General features: G+C 63.2%; 19 protein-coding genes. 11 read left to right on the top strand and 8 right to left on the bottom strand.

Going from position 1 to position 20,207, the window contains the following annotated elements:
- Nucleotides 1-16: 16 nt before the first annotated feature.
- From accB to M5C71_RS28490, 4 genes are all read right to left on the bottom strand, one after another.
- A complete protein-coding gene (gene accB, locus M5C71_RS28505; RefSeq protein WP_100944285.1) occupies nucleotides 17-475 on the bottom strand; it encodes an acetyl-CoA carboxylase biotin carboxyl carrier protein in 459 nt (152 codons plus the stop codon).
- A 24-nt stretch (nucleotides 476-499) separates the two neighbouring features.
- Entirely contained in the window at nucleotides 500-955 is a 456-nt protein-coding gene (gene aroQ, locus M5C71_RS28500) for a type II 3-dehydroquinate dehydratase (protein WP_103497785.1), read from the bottom strand.
- 267 nt (nucleotides 956-1,222) lie between these two features.
- Nucleotides 1,223-3,184, bottom strand: coding sequence for a methyl-accepting chemotaxis protein (locus tag M5C71_RS28495; RefSeq protein ID WP_103497782.1), 1,962 nt, complete (start codon nucleotides 3,182-3,184; stop codon nucleotides 1,223-1,225).
- 55 nt (nucleotides 3,185-3,239) lie between these two features.
- Nucleotides 3,240-4,901, bottom strand: a complete 1,662-nt coding sequence (locus M5C71_RS28490; protein ID WP_103497781.1) for a PleD family two-component system response regulator — start codon at nucleotides 4,899-4,901, stop codon at nucleotides 3,240-3,242.
- 306 nt (nucleotides 4,902-5,207) lie between these two features.
- Here M5C71_RS28490 and M5C71_RS28485 point away from each other — a divergent pair, with 306 nt between their 5' ends.
- From M5C71_RS28485 to M5C71_RS28460, 6 genes are all read left to right on the top strand, one after another.
- Complete coding sequence (locus M5C71_RS28485) at nucleotides 5,208-6,275, top strand: DUF2333 family protein (protein ID WP_103497779.1); 1,068 nt, start codon at nucleotides 5,208-5,210, stop codon at nucleotides 6,273-6,275.
- 3 nt (nucleotides 6,276-6,278) lie between these two features.
- On the top strand, nucleotides 6,279-6,806 hold the full coding sequence (locus M5C71_RS28480) for an NUDIX hydrolase (RefSeq protein ID WP_103497778.1): 528 nt from the start codon (nucleotides 6,279-6,281) through the stop codon (nucleotides 6,804-6,806).
- Nucleotides 6,807-7,011: 205 nt separating this feature from the next.
- Entirely contained in the window at nucleotides 7,012-7,383 is a 372-nt protein-coding gene (locus tag M5C71_RS28475; protein ID WP_103497777.1) for a translation initiation factor Sui1, read from the top strand.
- Between the two features lie 227 nt (nucleotides 7,384-7,610).
- Nucleotides 7,611-9,524 (top strand): arginine decarboxylase, encoded by a 1,914-nt coding sequence (gene speA, locus M5C71_RS28470; RefSeq protein WP_100944292.1) that lies wholly within the window; start codon nucleotides 7,611-7,613, stop codon nucleotides 9,522-9,524.
- 246 nt (nucleotides 9,525-9,770) lie between these two features.
- Nucleotides 9,771-11,114 carry a contractile injection system protein, VgrG/Pvc8 family gene (locus M5C71_RS28465; protein WP_248769300.1) on the top strand — a complete coding sequence of 448 codons (1,344 nt, stop codon included), beginning with the start codon at nucleotides 9,771-9,773 and terminating at the stop codon, nucleotides 11,112-11,114.
- Nucleotides 11,111-11,899, top strand: a complete 789-nt coding sequence (locus M5C71_RS28460; RefSeq protein WP_103497774.1) for a DUF4123 domain-containing protein — start codon at nucleotides 11,111-11,113, stop codon at nucleotides 11,897-11,899. The genes M5C71_RS28465 and M5C71_RS28460 overlap by 4 nt, the downstream gene beginning before the upstream one ends.
- A 14-nt stretch (nucleotides 11,900-11,913) precedes the next feature.
- Here the strand turns inward: M5C71_RS28460 and M5C71_RS28455 are convergent, their stop codons facing one another.
- From M5C71_RS28455 to M5C71_RS28440, 4 genes are all read right to left on the bottom strand, one after another.
- A complete protein-coding gene (locus M5C71_RS28455; protein WP_103497773.1) occupies nucleotides 11,914-13,263 on the bottom strand; it encodes an MATE family efflux transporter in 1,350 nt (449 codons plus the stop codon).
- Nucleotides 13,264-13,296: 33 nt separating this feature from the next.
- Nucleotides 13,297-13,590: a hypothetical protein gene (locus M5C71_RS28450; RefSeq protein WP_103497772.1), complete on the bottom strand. Its 294-nt coding sequence runs from the start codon at nucleotides 13,588-13,590 to the stop codon at nucleotides 13,297-13,299.
- Nucleotides 13,591-13,679: 89 nt separating this feature from the next.
- Nucleotides 13,680-14,096, bottom strand: coding sequence for a response regulator (locus tag M5C71_RS28445; protein WP_100944299.1), 417 nt, complete (start codon nucleotides 14,094-14,096; stop codon nucleotides 13,680-13,682).
- 71 nt (nucleotides 14,097-14,167) lie between these two features.
- Nucleotides 14,168-14,359, bottom strand: coding sequence for a Flp family type IVb pilin (locus tag M5C71_RS28440; protein ID WP_103497771.1), 192 nt, complete (start codon nucleotides 14,357-14,359; stop codon nucleotides 14,168-14,170).
- Between the two features lie 305 nt (nucleotides 14,360-14,664).
- Here M5C71_RS28440 and cpaB point away from each other — a divergent pair, with 305 nt between their 5' ends.
- Genes cpaB through M5C71_RS28415 form a run of 5 tightly spaced genes read left to right on the top strand, consistent with a single transcriptional unit; the run spans nucleotide 14,665 to nucleotide 20,207 of the window.
- Complete coding sequence (gene cpaB / locus M5C71_RS28435; protein WP_248769299.1) at nucleotides 14,665-15,603, top strand: Flp pilus assembly protein CpaB; 939 nt, start codon at nucleotides 14,665-14,667, stop codon at nucleotides 15,601-15,603.
- Nucleotides 15,604-15,655: 52 nt separating this feature from the next.
- Nucleotides 15,656-16,852: a type II and III secretion system protein family protein gene (locus M5C71_RS28430; RefSeq protein WP_248769329.1), complete on the top strand. Its 1,197-nt coding sequence runs from the start codon at nucleotides 15,656-15,658 to the stop codon at nucleotides 16,850-16,852.
- A complete protein-coding gene (locus tag M5C71_RS28425; RefSeq protein ID WP_248769298.1) occupies nucleotides 16,849-18,036 on the top strand; it encodes a pilus assembly protein in 1,188 nt (395 codons plus the stop codon). Before M5C71_RS28430 ends, M5C71_RS28425 begins: the two co-directional genes overlap by 4 nt.
- Nucleotides 18,036-19,307, top strand: a complete 1,272-nt coding sequence (locus tag M5C71_RS28420) for a CpaF family protein (RefSeq protein ID WP_248769297.1) — start codon at nucleotides 18,036-18,038, stop codon at nucleotides 19,305-19,307. The genes M5C71_RS28425 and M5C71_RS28420 overlap by 1 nt, the downstream gene beginning before the upstream one ends.
- Before the next feature lie 12 nt (nucleotides 19,308-19,319).
- Complete coding sequence (locus M5C71_RS28415; RefSeq protein ID WP_103497763.1) at nucleotides 19,320-20,207, top strand: type II secretion system F family protein; 888 nt, start codon at nucleotides 19,320-19,322, stop codon at nucleotides 20,205-20,207.

Below are 20,207 nucleotides of genomic sequence, written 5' to 3'. Positions count from 1 at the left end.
GTTGGCTCTCCGCGCTTCAAACGATGGTGAACAGCGGTTGGTCGTACTCAACCGGCTGGCCGTCTTCGACGAGGATGGACTCGATCACACCGCTGGTTTCAGCTTCGATGTGGTTCATCATCTTCATGGCTTCGACGATGCACAGGGTGTCGCCTTTCTTCACGCTCTGGCCGACTTCGACAAACGACGGGGCGGCCGGCGAGGATTTGCGATAGAAGGTACCGACCATCGGCGAACGGGCTACGGTGCCGTTCAGCGCCGGGGCGGCTGCAGCGACCGGGGCCGCTGCCACTGGGGCGGCAGCCGGAGCGGCGGCGACCGGTGCTGGCATCGGTGCCGGAGCGTAGTACTGCTGCGCCGGGGTCTTGCTGTGGCGGCTGATGCGTACGGACTCTTCGCCTTCCTTGATCTCGAGCTCGTCGATACCGGATTCTTCCAGCAATTCGATCAGTTTCTTAACTTTACGGATATCCATTAATCGTCAACTCCCAAGGGTCGGTCAGGGGTGTTTAGCCTGTGATTCAAGCTGTTCCAGGGCGGCCTCCAGGGCCAGTCGGTAACCGCTGGCGCCAAGGCCGCAGATCACTCCCACAGCAACATCTGAAAAGTAGGAGTGATGGCGGAAAGGTTCGCGTTTGTGCACGTTCGACAAATGCACTTCGATGAATGGGATGCTCACCGCCAGCAACGCGTCACGTAATGCGACACTTGTGTGTGTAAAAGCCGCTGGATTGATCAGTATGAAGTCCACGCCTTCGCCACGGGCCGCGTGGATCCGGTCGATCAGTTCGTACTCGGCGTTGCTTTGCAGGTACAGCAGATGGTGCCCGGCCTCGCGGGCCCGGCGTTCCAGGTCCTGGTTGATCTCGGCCAGTGTTACCGCGCCGTAGACACCCGGCTCGCGGGTGCCGAGCAGGTTCAGGTTGGGTCCGTGCAGAACCAGTAGGGTCGCCATCGGTTGTTCCTTGTTATTCACGTGCAGTTGTCGGTGCGGGCCGACTATGCCGGAAAGCTTTGGCGACTGTCCAGTTACCTGCAATAGCCAGCACGATGTCCGATGTTCGCGCGAAGTTTATGACTGATTTGTCGGATCTGGTCATTCGTCGCGGCAACAGGTTCGACGAAGTTCGCCGCAGCGGTTTCGCCGATGCCCCCCGCAGTGGCGATTTTGCCGCTGTCGCGGGTGAGGGCACAGGGGGGAGGCGGTGTGTGTGGCGCCCGGTCAGACGCGGAAGGCCTGCACGGCGGTACGCAGCTGTCCGCCCAGCACCAGCAGGTGTTCGCCCTGGCTGCGGCCTTCGCCGATGCGCAGCAGGTTGTCGCCGCCCAACTGGTGAATACGTTCGCTGTGATCGCGGATTTCGCTGACGGCGCCGCTTTGCTGGGCGGTGACATCGGCGATGCGCACCGCGGTCTCGGCGATGGTCTGGATCGCGCCGACGATCTTGTCCAGTGCGCCGTCCGCCGCCTGGGCCTGGCCGGCCGTGGCCTCGGCATGTTCGACCTGGGCACGCATGCCTTCCACCGATTGCCGCGCGGCGTTCTGCAGGCCGGCGATCAGGGTCTGGATCTCGCCCGTGGCCCCGGCCGTGCGTTGCGCCAGGCTGCGCACCTCTTCGGCGACCACGGCGAAACCACGGCCCATTTCCCCGGCACGAGCGGCTTCGATGGCGGCGTTGAGGGCCAGCAGGTTGGTCTGGTCGGCAATCGAGCGAATCACCGTGAGCACGCCGCCGATGGTCGCCGACTCCTCGGCGAGTTTCTCGATCATCTGCGCATTGCCCTGGACTTCCCCCACCAGTGCGTGCAAACCGGTGAGGCTCAGGCCGATGACTTTTTGCCCATGTTCGACCGCGCTGCCAGCGCTGCGGCTGGCATCGGCGGCCTGGCTGGCGTCGCCGGCGACTTGCTGGATGGTGGCTTCCAGTTCGCCCAGGGCGTCGCGGATCTGCGCGGTATCGCCGGCCTGGCGCTCGGCGCCGCTGTGCAGGCCGCCGCTGAGGTCGGCGAGGGCGCGACTGCTGCCGGCGACTTCCTCGGCGTTCTGCCGGATAGTGCCCACCAGATCCACCAGGTAGGCGCGCAGGCGGTTCAACGAGGCTTCGATATCGTGCAGTTCGCGGTTGGTCTTGCCCAACTGGATATCCCGGCTGAAATCGCCTTCGGCCCAGGTCGAGAGCGCCGGCGCGAGGTTGGTCAATACCCGCGACAGCTTGCGTTGCAGGGTGTCGATCAACAGGGCGATCAGCAGGATCAGACCGATCATCAGGCCCTGCATCATCCGCACGTCGCCCTGGATCTTGCCATGCTGGGCGCGGACTTCCGGCTCCAGCCCGGCAATCGCCTGCTGTACGGCGCTGATCTTGAGGTGGGTCGCCGCCGCCAGGTCCGAGCGTTTCTGGATCTGCTCGCGGGTGCGGTTCAATTCCGCCGGGTAACGGGTCAGCAGGCTGTGCAGTTCGCGCTTGAGGTCGACGCCGGTGTCCTGGACCACGGCCTTTTCGGTGTTTTCCAGGCCCATCATGGCGCTGAAATCGTCGGTGCTGGACTCACTGCTGGCGGTCACGCCGAGCAAGGGCAGGGCTTCGAGCTGCTCGGCCTGGCCGCGGATGCTCGCCAGTTCGCGTTCGACATCGGCGGCCAGTTCGCTGCGTCCGCTGCTGACCAGCTTGTCCCGCGCCAGGCTCAATTTGGCCAGGTGCGATGAAGCGGTCAGCAACAGGGGCAGGTAGGCGGCGGCTTCCGGCGTCTTGGCCTGGGTGGCGTATTGGCTCAGTTGATCGAGGTTGCCGCCCAGCTCGCGTTCGGCCTGGAGCAGCAGGGCCTGGGGGTCGCCAGCCAGCTTGCCGGCGGCGAGCAGGTCGGTCTTGCTGAAGTCGTTCAGGGCGGCCAGGCTCGGGCGCAGGGTCGCGGTCAGGTCCGTTGGCAGGGCATCGAGCTGCTTTCCCAGTTGCTCGATGGCCTGGCCCGCGCTGCTCAGGCGCAAGGCGTCGCCGCTGCCCAGGTAATCTTCGATATTGCGCGCCGCCTGGTTCTGGAACTGTTGCGACAGGCTGAGGTAACGCTCCATCAGTTGGTAGGGACGTTCCAGCGCCTGTTGCGACCACCAGAGCGTGGCTCCGAGCGCCAGGCAGACGGCGACGAGCAGCAGGGTGTTGAGGTTGGTCAGCAGTTTCAGGCGCATTCAGGATTCTATCCACGACAAAAAGTGGTAAGTACCTGAAGTTATTGCTGTTTTGTTACAGGGTCATGACTGAGTCGGTGGAGTCCGATGAAAAGCTGGCACTTTGCCTTGCCGCTTGCACGCGATTGCGGCCGGCATGTTTGGCGCGGTAGAGCGCTTCGTCGGCCTGGCCGGCCATCATCAGGCTGTCGGAGTCGGCCTGCAGTTCCACCACCCCGGCGCTGAAGGTGCACCACAGATCCTGCGGTTGCGCCGGGTAGTGGATTTCGGCGAAGCGCTGGCGAATTTCATCCAGCACTTTATAGGCCGACTCGATATCGGTGTCGGGCATGACGATGGCGAACTCTTCGCCACCATAACGGCCGATAAAGTCGGTCTTGCGCAGGCGTTGTTTGAGAAACAGCGCCAGGCTCTTGATCACCCGGTCGCCCATGGGGTGACCGTGGCTGTCATTGACCCGCTTGAAGTGGTCGATATCGAGCATTGCGAAGCTCAGCGGCTTGCATTCGCGGCGGGCGCGGAAGCTGCAGTCTTCGAGCAGTTGCAGGATATGGGTGTGGTTGTACAGGCCGGTGAGGCTGTCACGGACCATCCGCGCCTTGAGGTTGCGGGCGCGGGCGGCGCGGTTGCGCACGGTGGTGATCAGGTGACGCGGCTTGATCGGCTTGGTCAGGAAGTCGTCGCCGCCCTCGCTCATGGCGTCGAGTTGCTTGTCCAGGTCGTCCTCGGCCGACAGGTAGATGATCGGCACGCTGACATAACGGTCGTTGTGGCGGATCACCTTGGCCAGTTCCGTGCCGGTGCAGGCCGGCATGTACATGTCGAGGATGATCAGGTCGGGCTGGAAGTCCGCCAGTTCGGCCATGGCCTGGATCGGATCGATCAGCGTGCGGGTGACGATCCCGGCGCTGTTGAGCAGGCGTTCGGTGTGCAGCGCCTGGGCCCGCGAGTCGTCGATGATCAACACCTTGTACGGATCGTATTGGGCGACGCAGGTGAGGACCTCGATTTTCTCCAGCAGGCTGGAGGCTTCCAGGGTCCCGGTGAGGAACTCCTGGCCGCCGGCGCGCACGGCGGCCAGGCGGGTCGGGGTGTCGGTTTCGTGGAGGCTGAAGAACAGCAACGGCAGTTTCTGCTCCAGACCCAGCTGCGCTTCGGCAGCCAGGTGCAGGCCCATGCCGGCGCCGCTGAAGTCGACGTCCATGACAATGGCCGAAGGCAGGCGCTCGGCCATCGACGAACGGAACGCCGCGACACTGTCCAGCGACTGGGCGCTGAGACCGAAGAATTCCAGCTGCTTGGCCAGGCGCTCGCCGCGGTCGTGGTCCTGCAGCATCACGTAGACCGGTTTGCGCAGTGGCGGCAGGAAGGTCTGTTCGAGCTGGTCGCCATGGCGCAGGCCGGTGCGCGACAGGCGCTGCATCAGACGATTGAGTTCGCTGATCAGGCCGCTGCTCAGACGTCCGCGGTTGGCCTCGACGGCGACCAGGGATTCGCTGATATGGCGGGCCAACTGGGTATGTTCGGGTTGTTCGAAGCGTTCGGCGAAGCGCAGCAGGCGCAGGTTGGCTTCGCTCAGTTCGGACATGTCGATGCTCGACCATTCGCTGCGTTGCAGGCGTTGCCAGATCTCAAGGATTTGCCGGGCCTGGTGGATGACCCGCTGGGCAAAGTGCTGCTTGAGGCGCTCGCGGCTGGGGTCTTCTGGCTCGGTCATGTCCTGACTACTTAGTGAGGGGAACGGCTGGGGTCGACTGATGGCTCTATGCTAGCAGCTCTTTTCGTCAATGGCGGTGTCATCTGTCAATTAAGCTGATTCATTTGGTGACCCATGAGTTTCGCTGTTTCGGATCCCACAACAAGACCGGAGAGGTCGTATCGAGGAGGCGTCCTGCCGGGGCTTGATTTATAGTGCTCGCACGGATGGCAACGCTGCCGTGCCCTTGACCTTGCGCAATGACAGGAAAGGCACGATGGAGCAGGGTTGTGGTCGAACCGATGAATTCAGGAAAAGGATAGAGCCATGCTGGACTGGAAAAAACGCCAAGACAGCGCGCCGGAGCGCGCCGCCGAACCCAAGTCGGCGACCCGCGGTTATTTTCGCGGGATGCTGTTCAGTCGAGCACTGGCGACCCTGCTGGGCTTGTACCTGCTGACCACGATCCTGATCGGCTGGTACTGGAGCCAGGAGCCGGCGCTGTTTCCGGTGCAGCAGAACGCACAGATGGCCGCCGAGAAGGAAGGCCGCAAGATGGTGGTGGGCTACACCACGGTGGAAACCCTCAAGACCGTGGCCGGCACCTTGCTCCACAAGCCCGGTGGCTACCTGTCCAACGACCGCTTTCCGCCGGGTATCTGGCTGGACAATATTCCCCACTGGGAATACGGCGTGCTGGTCCAGGTTCGCGATCTGACCCGCGCCCTGCGCAAGGACTTCGCCCGCTCCCAGTCGCAATCGGCTGAAGATGCCGACCTGGCGAAGGCCGAGCCGCGTTTCAACTTCGACAACAAGAGCTGGATGCTGCCGTCCAGCGAATCGGAATATCAGGAAGGGATCAACTCCCTGAGCCGCTATCAGGCCCGTTTGTCCGATCCGAACCAGAGCAACGCGCTGTTCTATGCCCGCGCCGACAACCTGAACAACTGGCTCGGTGATGTGGCTACCCGCCTCGGTTCGCTGTCCCAGCGCCTGTCGGCCAGTGTCGGACGGGTCAAGCTCAACACCGCGCTGAAAACCGAAAGCGTGGTCCCGGGGCAGGTGCCGCAGGTCGACGAGGAAATCGTCGAAACCCCGTGGTTGCAGATCGACGACGTGTTCTATGAGGCCCGTGGCCAGGCCTGGGCGCTGTCGCACCTGCTGCGGGCCATCGAAGTCGACTTCGCCGACGTGTTGGCGAAGAAGAACGCCACGGTCAGCGTGCGTCAGATCATTCGTGAACTGGAGGCCTCCCAGCAGCCGGTCTGGAGCCCGATGATCCTCAATGGCAGCGGCTTTGGCATTCTGGCGAACCACTCGCTGGTGATGGCCAACTATATTTCCCGGGCCAACGCGGCGGTGATCGATTTGCGTCAACTGCTGAACCAGGGTTGAACCATGGATAACGCTTCGAAGGAGGCCCTGCATCGCGCCGCCTCCGATGCCGAGCAGATCGCCTGGGTCGACGCCGATGACCAATTGCTCGGCGCCCTGGCCCGAATCGAGTTGCGCGAGCGCGGCCTGATCGGGCGCGGCACCTATATCCTGCTGTTCAACTCCGCCGGTGAGCTGTGTGTGCACCGGCGTACCTTGAGCAAGGCCATCTACCCGGGTTACTGGGATGTGGCCGCCGGCGGCATGGTCCAGGCCGACGAAAGTTACGCCGAGTCCGCCGCCCGAGAGCTGGAAGAGGAGCTGGGGGTCAGTGGCGTGCCGCTGACCGAACACGAGCACTTTTTCTTCGACCAGCCGGGTAACCGGCTCTGGTGCGCGGTGTTCAGCGCGGTCTGGGACGGGCCGCTGCGGCTGCAGCCTGAAGAGGTCCTCGAGGCGCGTTTTGTCCCGGTGGACCAGGCCCTGCGCGAAACCCTTGAAAAGCCCTATTGCCCGGACTCCCTGGCAGCCTTGAAGCGTTATCTGCAATAACACCGTAGCGACGTCGCAAAAGCTTCATCAATTGGCGCTGTTTGGCTATTGGGCCGGGGGCCTTTTGCCGTTACACTGCGCGACTTTCAAAGCTGCGGCGGCGTTGCCCGCCGCAGTTGCGCTGCCCCTGCCTGAGTGGGGCTTCGCGGTCGCAGGCCCCTCCCGGGGGTGTGACCAGTCTTTAGTCCTCCCAAGAGGATTGCCGGTGGCCAAAAAAGCCGCATCCTTCGCCGCCCTCGGTGGCCTGGTGTTTTCCACCGACGCAGGTCGACATTGCCCGGACTGTAGCCAGCCGGTGGCGTCCTGTATCTGCAAACAAAATGTGCTCCCAGCCGGTGACGGTATTGCCCGCGTGCGTCGCGAAAGCAAGGGCCGTGGCGGCAAGACGGTAACCACCGTCACCGGCGTGCCCTTGGCCGAAGACGCCCTCAAGGACCTGGCGACCGCGTTGAAGAAACGCTGTGGAACCGGTGGCGCCTTGAAGGACGGGGTGATCGAGATCCAGGGCGATCACGTCGAGTTGCTGCTGGCCGAGCTGGAAAAACACGGTTTCAAGGCGAAGAAGTCCGGCGGTTAGCAGCCTCTGTGAAAACCACCGTGAAGTTGACCCGCCGGCCCGGATAAACGAAGCCGGGCTGTCGTCCCCATGGTTTTCACAGAGCCTGTTCCCGAACAGTTTCTAAACTCGGTGCTGGATCCAGGGTCTTACCCCCTTGTATGCAGGCGAATCGTCATTTTCATTCTTTAGACTGCGCGCAGCCTGGACCCAGGTGGCGCTATTTGACTTCTTTATAGGGGACTTCGATGTCCGTACGACGCACACGCAAAGACGATGGCAGCCAATGGACAGTTGCGGACAGCCGCAGTGTTTATGGGATTCGCCATTGGGGGGCCGGGTATTTCGCGATCAATGACGCCGGTCGCGTCGAGGTTCGTCCGAACGGCCCGAGCAGTTCGCCCATCGACCTCTTCGAGCAGGTCGACGAACTGCGCAAGAGCGGTTTGTCCTTGCCGTTGCTGGTGCGCTTCCCGGATATCCTGCAGGACCGCGTCCGTCAACTGACCGGGGCCTTTGACGCCAACATCGAGCGTCTGGAATACCAGAGCAAGTACACCGCACTGTACCCGATCAAGGTCAACCAGCAGGAAGCGGTGATCGAGAACATCATCGCCACCCAGAACGTCTCCATCGGCCTGGAAGCCGGCTCCAAGCCGGAGCTGCTGGCGGTGCTGGCCCTGGCGCCGAAGGGCGGCACCATCGTCTGCAACGGCTACAAGGACCGTGAGTTCATCCGCCTGGCGCTGATGGGCCAGAAGCTCGGTCACACGGTCTTTATCGTGATCGAGAAAGAGTCCGAGGTTGAACTGGTGATCGAAGAGGCCGCGGCCCTCAAGGTCAAGCCACGGATCGGCCTGCGGGTGCGCCTGTCGTCCCTGGCCTCGAGCAAGTGGGCCGATACCGGCGGCGAGAAGTCCAAGTTCGGTCTCTCGGCGGCGCAGTTGCTGTCGGTGGTCGAGCGCTTCCGCGACGCGGGCCTGGACCAGGGCATTCGCCTGCTGCACTTCCACATGGGCTCGCAGATCGCCAACCTGGCGGACTACCAGTATGGTTTCAAGGAAGCGATCCGCTACTACGGCGAGCTGCGCAACCTCGGCCTGCCGGTGGACCATATCGACGTCGGCGGCGGCCTGGGGGTGGACTACGACGGTACCCACTCGCGCAACGCCAGCTCGATCAACTACGACATGGATGACTACGCCGGTGTCGTGGTCGGCATGCTCAAGGAATTCTGCGATGCGCAGAACCTGCCGCATCCGAACATCTTCTCCGAAAGCGGCCGTTCGCTGACCGCCCACCACGCCATGCTGGTGGTGCAGGTGACCGACGTCGAGAAACACAACGACGACGTGCCACACATCGACAACCCCGAGAACCTGCCGGAAACCGTGCAGTGGCTGGTGGAACTGCTGGGGCCGACCGATATCGAGATGGTCACCGAAACCTACTGGCGCGCCACCCACTACATGAGCGACGTGGCCACCCAGTACGCCGACGGCAAGCTGACCCTGGCCGAGAAAGCCCTGGCCGAGCAATGCTATTTCGCTGTGTGCCGGCGTCTGCACAACTCGTTGAAGGCCCGCCAGCGTTCGCACCGCCAGGTGCTCGACGAACTCAACGACAAGCTGGCCGACAAGTACATCTGCAACTTCTCGGTGTTCCAGAGCCTGCCGGATACCTGGGCCATCGGCCAGGTCCTGCCGATCCTGCCGCTGCACCGTCTCGACGAAGAACCGCTGCGCCGCGCCGTGCTGCAAGACCTGACCTGCGACTCCGACGGCAAGATCAAGCAATACGTCGACGAGCAGAGCATCGAAACCAGCCTGCCGGTGCACGCCCTGAACGAGGGCGAGGACTACCTGCTGGGGATCTTCCTGGTGGGCGCCTATCAGGAAATTCTTGGTGACATGCACAACCTGTTCGGTGACACCGACTCGGTGAACATCTACCAGAACCCGGATGGCAGCGTTTACCACGCCGGTATCGAAACCCATGACACCATCGAGGACATGCTGCGTTATGTGCACTTGTCGCCGGAAGAACTGATGACGCACTACCGCGACAAAGTCGCCAGCGCGAACATCAGCGTCAAGGAGCGTACCCAGTACCTGGATGCCCTGCGTCTGGGGTTGACCCGCTCTTCGTACCTGTCCTCATAAGGCGACGCCAATAGTTCCCAGGAAATTGCCTTGTTTGAGTTTGGTTTTTTCTTGTGGTCCTGTAGGTAATGTCCTTTTGTGAAAAACCCACCCTTCGCGGTGGGTTTTTTATGCCCTGAAATCAAGATGCTGGCTTCTCATGTTCCGTGTTTTGCGTAGGTCTTTTCTCTAACACTACTTCAGCCCTCTACTCGGCCTTGTCTCTCGGCGAGAATCCCAGGTCGGTGCCACGTATGAGGAAAGCCAATGTTCGATCCAGTCAGCGAGCCGTTTTTTCGGCTGGATGTAGCGGGCTTGTCCCATCCCCTGATTGTCACGGCCTTTAGCGGCGTGGAGGCGATCGACGAACTGTTTGCCTTCGAGCTGGATGTTCTCGACGAGGAAGGCGAACTGGACCTGGCCGGGTTGATGTACCGCAGTTGCTACCTGGCGCTGGGGACTGAAAACGCCGGGTTTCACGGGCAGATACAGGGCGTCAACCTGACGCTCCGGGGGTTGCCGCGGGGCCATTGTCGCCTGTCCCTGGGGCCGCGCCTGGGTTGCCTGGCGCAGCGTGTGAGCCGGCGTCTGTTCCAGCACTGCTCGGTTCCGGCGATCATCGCCCGGGTGCTTGAGGAGCATGGCCTGGGCGACGATGTCGTGCGTTTCTCGCTCAAGGGCCACTATGCCCGGCGTGCCTATTGCGTGCAGTACGAAGAGTCGAACCTGGCATTTGTGCAGCGGCTCTGCGCGGAAGAGGGCATCCACTATCATTTCCAGCACAGCCGGGACCTGCACTTGCTGGTCTTTGCCGATCACCAGGGGGCGTTTCGGCGTACCCCGCGGGCGCGCTTCGCCCATGAGACGGGTCCGGGCGTGCTGGATTTTTTCGTCACGCTGGCCGATGGCAGTCGTCGGCGTGGCGGCCGTGGGGCCCAGGTGGCGGAGGGCGAAAGCGATCTGCCCGGTCTGGCCAGTGGCGCGTATCTGCCTGTTTCCGGCCACCCTTGCGCGGCGTGGAACCGGTTGTGGCTGGTCACCCGGCTTCGCCACCGTGGCGACAGCCTGCCCGGTGGGGCCGCGGACGGCGGGCCTCGGCTGCGTTATGGCAATGCCTTTGCGGCGACTTCCTGGGAGGTGGCGTTTCGTTCCTGGCGGCGCTGGCCCAGCCCGGTGTTATCGGGGCTGTTCCGGGCTCAGGTGGTCGACGCCGACGAGCAGGGGACCTTTCGCGACCAAGCAGGACGGGTGGCGGTGCGCATCGACGCCTTTTCCCAGGGCTGCGCTGCGCCAGCGGTGCCTTGCTGGCTGCCGTTGGCTCGCTCTCTGCAACATGAGTGCGAAGAGCTGACCGTGGGGACCGCGGTGTGGGTGCGTTTTCAGGACGGCGATGCGCAAGCGCCGCGAATTGTCATGCGTGGCGATGTCCAGTTGCCGAGGCCGCTGCCCGCTGGCGCGCAACGTCTGCACCGGGACCCGATTTTCGAATCTCTGCACGCCGGTTATCCGCTGGTGCTGTTGTGTGGGCAACCCATGGGCGGCGGCGAGCGTCACTGCGCGGTGCGGGATTGCGTCTGTCGGGGCGCACTCCCGCGAAGGGGCCTGCCATGAAGGCGACGGACGATTGCAGCCAGTGGTTGCTGCTGGATGTGCCCGGTGCGCCGGAGGTGCTCGAGGCGCTGAAGGAAGGTTACGCGCACTATCTGGCTTACAACCTGTTTGAGGGCTCGCCGTTTCAGGGCCAGGGCGAAGTCGCCCCGCGCCTGCTGCAACTGGCCGAAGGTTGCCCGTTGAGCCGCCTCAGCCAGGCCAACCCGAGTCTCTGGCCCGGTTTGTTCCTGCACACCCGGGCGCCGGTGCAGGCGTTGCTGACCCACCTGCGACAGATACTGGTGGTGGGTTTCGACGAACAGCATCGGGGCTTGCTCAGCTACTACAACCCGCAGACCGCCAGCTATTTCTTCGACTCATCGGACCCGCGCGAACTGAGCGGCTGGCTCGGCCCCATCCGCTGTCTGTACTGGTATGGTGGGACCTGGGCGGACCGGGCCATTGGCGGCGTCGGCTGGCAGCAACTGTTCAACCCCGGGCTCGAGGTGGCCGGTCTCGGTGCGCCACCGGTCCTGAGCAGCCACCAGCAGCGCCGCCTGCAGACCTGCCTGCTGGAGCGCCACGCCTACCAGTGGAGCCGCTGTAGCGGACATGAATACGACCGGACCTGGTGCCATGTGCAGGAGGGCATCGCCCAGGGCTTTCGCGAGTACGGCCTGCTCGATGGCTGGCTGCATCTGCGTGCGGAGTATCCGGCGGCGTCCATTCCGGCCTGCCTGGCGGGAGACTCTCCCGGCGAGCGCCTGGAAAACCTGCGCCAGGCCTGGAGCAGTAGCCCTGATTGAGCCTAGGATGTGGCTCAGTGCGCGGCCTGGCCGAACCAGCCGTCGTTGCGCCGCAGTTTCACGGCGTAGAGCCCCAGGGTCAGGCTGCGCAGGGCCATGAACAGCAGGAAACTTATCCACAGGCCGTGATTGCCAAAGCGGCTCAGGAACCAGGCACAGGGCAGACTGAGGAGCACGCTGAGCAGCATGCTGTCGCGCATCTCCCGGGCGCGGGTGGCACCAATGAACAGGCCGTCGAGCAGGTAGCTCCAGACCGCGATCAGTGGCAACAGCGCCAGGTAAGGCAGGTAGCCGAAGGCAATCTCGCGCACGCTGGGGATATCGGTCTGCAGGCTGACGAACAGGTGCCCGCCGAGCAGGAACAGCAATGCGAAGCCCAGGCTCGCCAGCAGCGACCAACCGGCCGCGACCACCAGGGAACGCCGCAGGGTATCGCGATCACGGGCACCGATGGCATGACCACAGAGCGCCTCCACGGCGTGGGCGAGGCCGTCCAGGGCGTGGGCGGTGAGCAGCAAGCCGTTGAGCAGCAGTGCGTTGGCCGCGACGGTGGCATCGCCCAGGCGTGCGCCCTGGACGGTGATCAGGAAAAACACCGATTGCAGCGCCATGCTGCGAATGAAGATATCGCGGTTCACCGTCAGCAACGGGCGCCAGCTCTGCCAGCGCCGCAGTGCCGCCCAGGCGATCTGCCCGGGGTAGGCGCGCAGGGCCTTGCCGGTCAGGCTCAGGCCGAGCAGGGCGCCGGTCCATTCGGCTATCACCGAGGCCCGGGCCGAACCGACCACGCCCCAGTCCAGCCCGAGGACGAACCACAGGTTCAGGGCAATATTCACCAGGTTGGTGGTCAGCAAAATGGCCAGCGGTGCGCGGGCGTTCTGGGTGCCGAGGAACCAGCCGACCAGGGCATAGCTGGCCAGCGCCGCCGGCAGCCCGAAGAGCCGGATGTGGAAGAAGTCCAGGGTCAATTCGTGCAATTCGGGCGAGGGTTGCATGAAGGTCAGCGCCAGTTGGCTGAACGGCACGGCGATCGCCCCCAGGAACAGCGCCAGCACCAGGCTCAGCAGCAAACCTTGGACGAGCACCTGGCGCAAGGCCGCGCCGTCTCCTCGTCCGGCGGCCTGGGCGGCAAAACCGGTGGAGCCCATACGCAGGAAGCCCATGGCCCAGGCGAGAAAGATATACAGGCTGGCGCCGACCGCCACCGCACCGAGCTGGTGGGCGTGGGGCAGGTGGCCGATCACGCTGCTGTCGACCAGCGCCACCAGGGGCACGGAAATATTCGACAGGATCATGGGGGCGGCGAGTGCCCAGACCCGGCGGTGAGTCGGGCGGTCTCGCCAGTCAGCGATCAGGGGGGACATGCGGGCTCCTTGAAAGAGCGGGCATTGTAGCGATTAGTGGACCACCCAGCTCAACAGCCAGAGCCCGAGCACCAGCCAGATGATGCCGAGGATGATCGAGGCCCGCATAAAGGCGCGGACCGCCGAGTAGAGCAGCATCAGGCCGAGGATCAGGATCAGGATGCTGAAGAACGAGGGGCTCATGCCCAGGGAGCGGGCGAAGCCATCGATAAAGTTGCCGCCGGCATGGGTCAACGCGTGGAAGAAGCCGCTGAGGCCATCAATGATAAAACGAATCACCGAGCCTAGCGCCTGGCCCAGCCATTCAAAAAAACTTTCTACCTGCATAGGTACCCCTGATGAATATGCCGACTGATGCGCCGCACTCGCAGGGAGCAGGTTTTACAGGCCCCGCCTGAGGTTGTCCAGACGGTGCATCAAGAGGGGTTGACCAGATGCATCCTGGGCTGTGGAAACAGGTTGTTGAGGGTTTCCAGCAAGCGCACGTGATAGATGGGTTTACGGAACAGGTCCAGCACCTGGAGCCTGAGCATATCGCTGACATCGTCCATGTCGGCGTGGCCGGACGTGACGATGACGGGCAGGTGCTGGCGCGAGGTGTGTTCACGCAGACGTTTGATCAGCGACATGCCGCTTTCTTCCGGCATGCGCAGGTCGGTGATCACCAGGGCGATATCCGGATGATGGGTCAAGTGCGAGAGCGCCAGCTTGACGGAGGTGGCGGTGAAGCAGCAAAAGCCTTCGCCCTCCAGCAATTCGGCCAGTTCGAGCAGGGCGTCCTCTTCGTCGTCCACTAGAAGGAGCTGTTGCCGTGGGGGGGAAGAGGCGTTCATGGGACCATACCTGTCGTTGAGTCGTCTTGAAACTCTAGCTCCCTATTAGAGACTCTGGAGGGGGAAGTTCGTCAAGTCCCTATACCGGTTTGAATTGCGGTGAAGATCGACTTCACCTTGGTGCTGATAGGGTCCATGAAAATCCCGATCACCGCCGCCACCATGGCCGCGACAATCGCGTATTCGATACCCGAGGCGGCTTCTTTGTCTTCGGCAAACAGCTGGGCTTTTATGAACAGCCTGAGGACGATATTCAGCAACATCTGGCTTCTCCTTGCGCCTGAAAAGCGCTGTGCAGCGGTCGTGCGGCGTGATTTGCCTACCTTTAAAGCATTGTCAACAAAACCGCCCTCTACAACTGTAAGAACGGATTAATCACAAAGAATTAGTTTTTGGCCTGGCGTTGAACACTCAGAATTTATCCATCCGAACGAGGGGATATTTGGCGCTCGGTAATGGCGTTTTGTCCTAGCTGCGCTACCGTCCAATAGCGAAATAGTTGATGTTTATCGCTGCCTGATTGCGAATGGGTCATGGCCTCGGGTCTGGCAGGAAAGGGAGAGCAGTCGTGAACAGTCGCGTTACCATAGGGTTGGCCGCCCTGTTTTTGGTCGCAGCCATTGTGGTCGGTTACTGGGGGTTGAGGCTGAGTCGTCAGCCGGTCCCCGTGGCGCCTGCCGATGCAGCGGTAGTCGCGCCTGTGGAAAAAAACGCGGGGGGGGCCGAGGACGCGCTGCGCCAGCCGGTGGTGGTGTTGGCCCACGATGTTCCCCCTTTTGTGCCCCTGACGGCGGCCGATCTCACCGTCGAGCGGCTGCGTACCGCACCGGCCGGCAGTCTGAGCTCGCTGCAACAAGCCATGGACCGTATACCCTGGCGGCCCTTGAAGGCCGGCACCTGGCTCAGCGACGAGAGTTTCGAGGCCGGCGGCCCCCTGGCGCGGATGATCCGTCCCGATGAGCGCGCCCTGGCGGTGGCGGTGGATGAGGTTGTCGGCGCCGGTGGCCAGTTGACGCCGGGAGACTACGTCGATGTCTTGTTGTTTCTGCGTCAGGACGCCAGTAACCCGCAGCAGTCGGCCCAGGTGGTGGTGCCGGCGATGCGCCTGCTCAGTGTCGGCGACCAACTCGGGCTGACCAACGATGGTTTGCCGGCCACGCCGTCGTCCGCTGCCGACGAACGCCTGCACCACTCCCCGAGCCCCGGCAACGCCCGTACGGTGGTGCTGGCCGTGCCGCAAGTGCTGCTCAGCCGCCTGATGCTTGCCACCCAGGTCGGTACGTTGCGCCTGGCGGTGCGTAGCGCCGACGAGCATCTGCTGCCGCGCTACTGGGCCGGAGAGAGCGCCGCCGCCAGCGTCGAAAGCACCAATCACAGCCTGTTCCAGTTCAACCAGTTGGCCCTGGCTGGTGTGCCCAGGGCCCAGGCAACGGCGGCTCCCGGTGCGGCGAAAAGCCGGGGCGTCGAAGTGATCCGCGGTAATCAAGTCAGCCAACAAACGCCCTGATCTGTCAGCAAGGAAGTCGCGGATGAGCCGATGTGTGCCGAGATTCAAACCCATGATCGGGGCCCTGCTAGTGGGGAGCTTGGGCTGGAATGTCGCCCTGGCGGCGTCGAGCGGTTGTGCCGGCCTGGGCCCGTTGCCCGCGGTGCTGGAAGTCGGTGAAGGCCTGCAACAGGAACTGCGCTCGCCAGTCGCGATCACCCGCCTGGCGGTGGGCGATGCGAAAATCGCCGATGTGCACCCCAACGGCAACAATGCGTTCCTGCTCACCGGCATGGCCCCCGGCGCCACCAGCCTGATGGTCTGGACCGCCTGCGCCAGCGAGCCGCGCCAGAGCATGGTGTTCGTCCAGGGCAAGGCCACGGCGAGCTTGACCGCGACATCCTTGTCGCCCTCGATGGACCCGTCCCTGCCGATCCAGGTGCAGACCGATATTCGTTTTGTCGAAGTCAATCGGACCAAGCTCAAGGAGGCGGGGACAGCGATTTTTGGTCAGGGTGGCAACTACCTGTTCGGCTCCCCGGGCACGGTACTGACCAATGCCAGCACCGGCGCGGTCTCCGGTGGACTGTCACCGGACAACACCAGCTTCAACATCGGTTTCGGCGGCGGGCGAGTCAAGGCCTTGATCAATGCCCTGGAAGGCAGCGGCTTCGCCTACACCCTGGCGCGTCCGAGCCTGGTGGCCTTGAGCGGGCAGAGCGCGAGTTTCCTCGCCGGCGGCGAGATCCCGATTCCGGTGCCGAGTTCTGGCAGCAACACTGTCTCGATCGAGTACAAGGAGTTCGGTATTCGCCTGACCCTGACCCCGACGGTGATCGCTCGCAACCGTATCGCCCTGAAAGTGGCGCCCGAGGTCAGTGCGCTGGACTACAGCAACGCCGTGACCATTTCCGGTACGCCGGTACCCGCGTTGACGATCCGCCGCACCGACACCAGCATTTCCCTGGCCGATGGCGAGAGTTTTGTCATCAGCGGCCTGATCAGCACCAGCAACAGTTCGCAGATCAACAAGCTGCCGGGCCTGGGCGACATTCCAGTGCTGGGGGCGTTTTTTCGCAACTCGAGCATGAAGCGCGAGGAGCAGGAGCTGTTGATGATCGTCACGCCGCACCTGGTCCAGCCCCTGGCGGCGGATGCCCGGTTGCCCAGCCTGCCGGGGGAAAAATTGCGCGAATACGATCCGAACTGGTTCCGCCTGTTCTTCCTCGATAACGGCAACTACGATCGCCGCAGCGGGTTATCAAAATGAGCCAGAGCCTGAGCCAGACCTTTCTGGCAATCACCCGCAACAGCACTGATCTGGAGTGGCTGCAGGGCGCGCTGGCGCCCCTGGGGCAGGTGGTCAGCGCCGGCGGCAGCCTCGACGAGTTGCTCTCGCTGGTGGATGTCACCTTTGCCAGCCTGATCTTTGTCGGCCTGGACCGGGAAAACCTGGTGGCCCAGAGCGCCTTGATCGAAGGGGTACTGGAAGCCAAGCCGATGCTGGCGATCGTCGCCCTCGGCGACGGCATGGATAACCAGTTGGTACTCAATGCGATGCGCGCCGGTGCGCGGGATTTTGTTGCCTACGGTTCGCGCTCCAGCGAAGTGGCCGGCCTGGTGCGGCGTCTGAGTAAACGCCTGCCGGCGGTGACCCCAAGTGCGGAACTGGGTGGTTTCACCGTGTTGTATGGCGCCCAGGGCAATGCCGAGGGCGCCTTGCTCGCCAGCCATCTGGCGCTGGTGGTGCAGAAGAGCGGCCAGCAGACCCTGTTGCTGGACCTGGGCCTGCCCCGGGGCGACAGCCTGGCGCTACTGGGCCTGGAAAGTTCGTTCCATTTCGGCGATGCCCTGCGCCATCTGCGCCGCCTCGACGCGACCCTGATGGACAGCGCCTTTACCAGTGCTGAAGGGGGCCTGCGCATCCTCGCCTACTCCAGCACCGACGAACCCCTCAAACGCACCAGTGCGGCGGAGTTGTACATGCTGCTCAGTGCCCTGCGCCAACATTTCCAGCATATCGTCGTCAACCTGGTGGGGCAGCCCGACAGTGAGGCCTTGCGGACCTTTGTCAGCCACTGCGACAAGTTGCTCTGGTACACCGATCAGAATGTGCTCGATTGCCGGCGCAGCCTCGCGGTGCTCAATCTCTGGCGGGAAAAAGGCATGAAGCTCGATCACGCCCGATTGCTGGTCGACCGCTACCTGCGCGGTGTTTCGCCCGACTCGGAAACCCTGAGCAAGACGTTCGGCCTGGAAGTGATTGCCGTGCTGCCCTACAACCCGGACGTTCGCCTGAATGCGAAGAACCAGGGCCAGACTCTGTTCGAACTGTCACCCCGGGAAGCCCTGACCCAGGGCCTGAAAACCCTCGGCGAACGCCTGGCGAAACGTTCCCTGGGCCTGACCAAGACCTCCGAAGGCTGGTTCAATCGCCTCTGGGGGCATAAGTAATGGCGGAGAAACTGTTCGGCGGGCAGTCCCGCAGCGGGACTGGCAATAGCGATCATGACGGCCTGAAACTGGTGCTGCATCGCTACATCATCGATGCCATCGAGGAGTCGGGGAAAAACCTGCTGGAAGGCTCGCGCCAGGCCCTGGCGCAGTTTGTCATCGACAAGGTCGGCGAGTATGTCTCGCGGCTGCACCTGGCAGTGTCGCGGTATGAGATGGAACGGCTGGCGGAGGAGATCGTCGACGAGCTTACCGGTTTCGGGCCGCTGGAGGTCCTGCTGCGCGACAGTTCGGTGACCGAGATCCTGGTCAACGGCCCGCACCGGGTGTTTATCGAACGCGACGGTGTCCTGCACCAGAGCGACCTGCGGTTTATCGACGATCATCACGTGGAGCGGGTTATCCAGCGGATTCTCGCGCCCCTGGGCCGGCGCCTGGACGAGTCCTCGCCGATGGTTGATGCGCGGATGCCCGATGGTAGCCGGGTCAATGCCATTATTCCGCCGATCGCCCTCGACGGTCCGTGCCTGTCGGTACGGAAATTTCGCAAGGACATGCTCAAGAGCAGCGACCTGATGGCAATGCAGACCATCGACCAGTCGATTTTCGAGTTTCTCCAGCTGGCCGTGGGCAAGCGCTGCAATATCCTGATCAGCGGCGGTACCGGCACCGGCAAGACCACCCTGCTGAATATCCTCAGCCAGTTGATCAACCCCCATGAACGGCTGGTCACCATCGAGGACGTGGCTGAACTGCAACTCAACCACCCCCATGTCGTGCGCCTGGAAACCCGCCCGCCGAATGCCGAAGGGCATGGCGAAGTGAAGTCCAGCGACCTGATCCGCAACGCCCTGCGGATGCGCCCCGACCGGATCATCCTCGGTGAGATTCGTGGTGTGGAGGTGCTCGACGTGCTGACGGCGATGAACACCGGCCACGACGGCTCAATGAGCACCGTGCATGCGAACAACGCCCAGGATGCCTTGCTGCGCCTGGAAACCCTGGTGGGTCTGACGGGACGGCAGATCGGCGAAAAGACCCTGCGCCAGATGATCTGCGCGGCACTCGATGTAGTGATCCAGTTGACCCGCCTGCCCGACGGCCGTCGTTGTGTCAGCGAAGTGGTGGAGGTGCTGGATGTGCGCGAGGACATCTATGTCACCAATACCCTGTTTCGCCTGGGTCGGCGCAACGGCTTTGGTTTCCTGCGCGAGGCGGTGAACCCGGGTGGTGAGAAGCTGCGCCGTGACTCGCCCTTGTCCTTCGGTTGAGGAGGGGCGCCGATGTTAATTCCCCTGTTGCTCTGGTTGATCAGCCTGGTATTGCTGGGGCTGTCGATGCGTTTGTTCTACATCAGCCTGCGCAAGACCGGTCATGAACGGGTGCTGAGCCGCCTGGGCCAAGGGCAGCCGGTCCTGGCGCCGACGACCCACACCACGAAGAACCACCTGGATCGGCTGTTTGTGCGCGCCGGCCTGAATCGCCCCGGCGAGCGGCAAGGCTTGTGGCTGGGGATCTGGGCGCTGCTGGTGGCGCTCGGCGCTGTGCAGGCCGCTGGCATGGGACTGTTGCTGATGCTGGTACTGCCGCCCCTGGCCTTGCGTCTGTATCTGGCCTGGCGCTATCGGCGTCGTTTGCGGCGGATGGTCGAGCAACTGCCTTCGGCGCTTGATCACGCCGTGCGCAGTCTCAAGTCGGGGCGAACCCTGGCCGATGCGCTTATGGGCGGTGTCGAGGCCTCAACCGATCCGCTGCGCGAGGCCATGGGGCGGGTACGACGCAATGTCGAGCTGGGGGTCAGCCTGTCGGATGCCGTGCACGACTTTGCCCAATTCTATGAGCGCGACGAGTTCCGTTTCCTGGCCCTGGGCTTGAAGGTCAACCACCGGTATGGCGGCAACGCCAGCGAGTTGCTGGAAAACCTGATCAAGCTGATTCGCGAACGCGAGCAGGGTGACCGGCAACTGCGGGCGATGACCGGGGAAACCCGCATGACCGCCGTGGTGCTGGCGTTGCTGCCGGTGGGCATGGCGGGCTTCTTCCTGGTCTCCAACCCGGGCTACCTGATGCACATGTGGGAGGACAACAGCGGCCAGCATATGCTGCTGATGGCCGTCGGGTTACAGGTGTTCGGTTGCCTGGCGCTTTGGCGCATGTTGCGGAGCGTGTGA

It is taken from the genome of Pseudomonas sp. MWU12-2345 (assembly GCF_023242385.1).
Lineage (GTDB): Bacteria > Pseudomonadota > Gammaproteobacteria > Pseudomonadales > Pseudomonadaceae > Aquipseudomonas > Aquipseudomonas gingeri_D.
Note: the sequence above shows the minus strand (reverse complement) of the source record. Positions and strands in the feature narration are given on the sequence as shown.

What these genes read in the sequence shown, in the direction of transcription:
- accB (WP_100944285.1), bottom strand. Translation starts at nt 475, where the DNA reads ATGGATATCCGTAAAGTTAAGAAACTGATCGAATTGCTGGAAGAATCC.
- aroQ (WP_103497785.1), bottom strand. Translation starts at nt 955, where the DNA reads ATGGCGACCCTACTGGTTCTGCACGGACCCAACCTGAACCTGCTCGGC.
- M5C71_RS28495 (WP_103497782.1), bottom strand. Translation starts at nt 3,184, where the DNA reads ATGCGCCTGAAACTGCTGACCAACCTCAACACCCTGCTGCTCGTCGCC.
- M5C71_RS28490 (WP_103497781.1), bottom strand. Translation starts at nt 4,901, where the DNA reads ATGACCGAGCCAGAAGACCCCAGCCGCGAGCGCCTCAAGCAGCACTTT.
- M5C71_RS28485 (WP_103497779.1), top strand. Translation starts at nt 5,208, where the DNA reads ATGCTGGACTGGAAAAAACGCCAAGACAGCGCGCCGGAGCGCGCCGCC.
- M5C71_RS28480 (WP_103497778.1), top strand. Translation starts at nt 6,279, where the DNA reads ATGGATAACGCTTCGAAGGAGGCCCTGCATCGCGCCGCCTCCGATGCC.
- speA (WP_100944292.1), top strand. Translation starts at nt 7,611, where the DNA reads ATGTCCGTACGACGCACACGCAAAGACGATGGCAGCCAATGGACAGTT.
- M5C71_RS28465 (WP_248769300.1), top strand. Translation starts at nt 9,771, where the DNA reads ATGTTCGATCCAGTCAGCGAGCCGTTTTTTCGGCTGGATGTAGCGGGC.
- M5C71_RS28460 (WP_103497774.1), top strand. Translation starts at nt 11,111, where the DNA reads ATGAAGGCGACGGACGATTGCAGCCAGTGGTTGCTGCTGGATGTGCCC.
- M5C71_RS28455 (WP_103497773.1), bottom strand. Translation starts at nt 13,263, where the DNA reads ATGTCCCCCCTGATCGCTGACTGGCGAGACCGCCCGACTCACCGCCGG.
- M5C71_RS28450 (WP_103497772.1), bottom strand. Translation starts at nt 13,590, where the DNA reads ATGCAGGTAGAAAGTTTTTTTGAATGGCTGGGCCAGGCGCTAGGCTCG.
- M5C71_RS28445 (WP_100944299.1), bottom strand. Translation starts at nt 14,096, where the DNA reads ATGAACGCCTCTTCCCCCCCACGGCAACAGCTCCTTCTAGTGGACGAC.
- M5C71_RS28440 (WP_103497771.1), bottom strand. Translation starts at nt 14,359, where the DNA reads ATGTTGCTGAATATCGTCCTCAGGCTGTTCATAAAAGCCCAGCTGTTT.
- M5C71_RS28430 (WP_248769329.1), top strand. Translation starts at nt 15,656, where the DNA reads ATGATCGGGGCCCTGCTAGTGGGGAGCTTGGGCTGGAATGTCGCCCTG.
- M5C71_RS28425 (WP_248769298.1), top strand. Translation starts at nt 16,849, where the DNA reads ATGAGCCAGAGCCTGAGCCAGACCTTTCTGGCAATCACCCGCAACAGC.
- M5C71_RS28420 (WP_248769297.1), top strand. Translation starts at nt 18,036, where the DNA reads ATGGCGGAGAAACTGTTCGGCGGGCAGTCCCGCAGCGGGACTGGCAAT.
- M5C71_RS28415 (WP_103497763.1), top strand. Translation starts at nt 19,320, where the DNA reads ATGTTAATTCCCCTGTTGCTCTGGTTGATCAGCCTGGTATTGCTGGGG.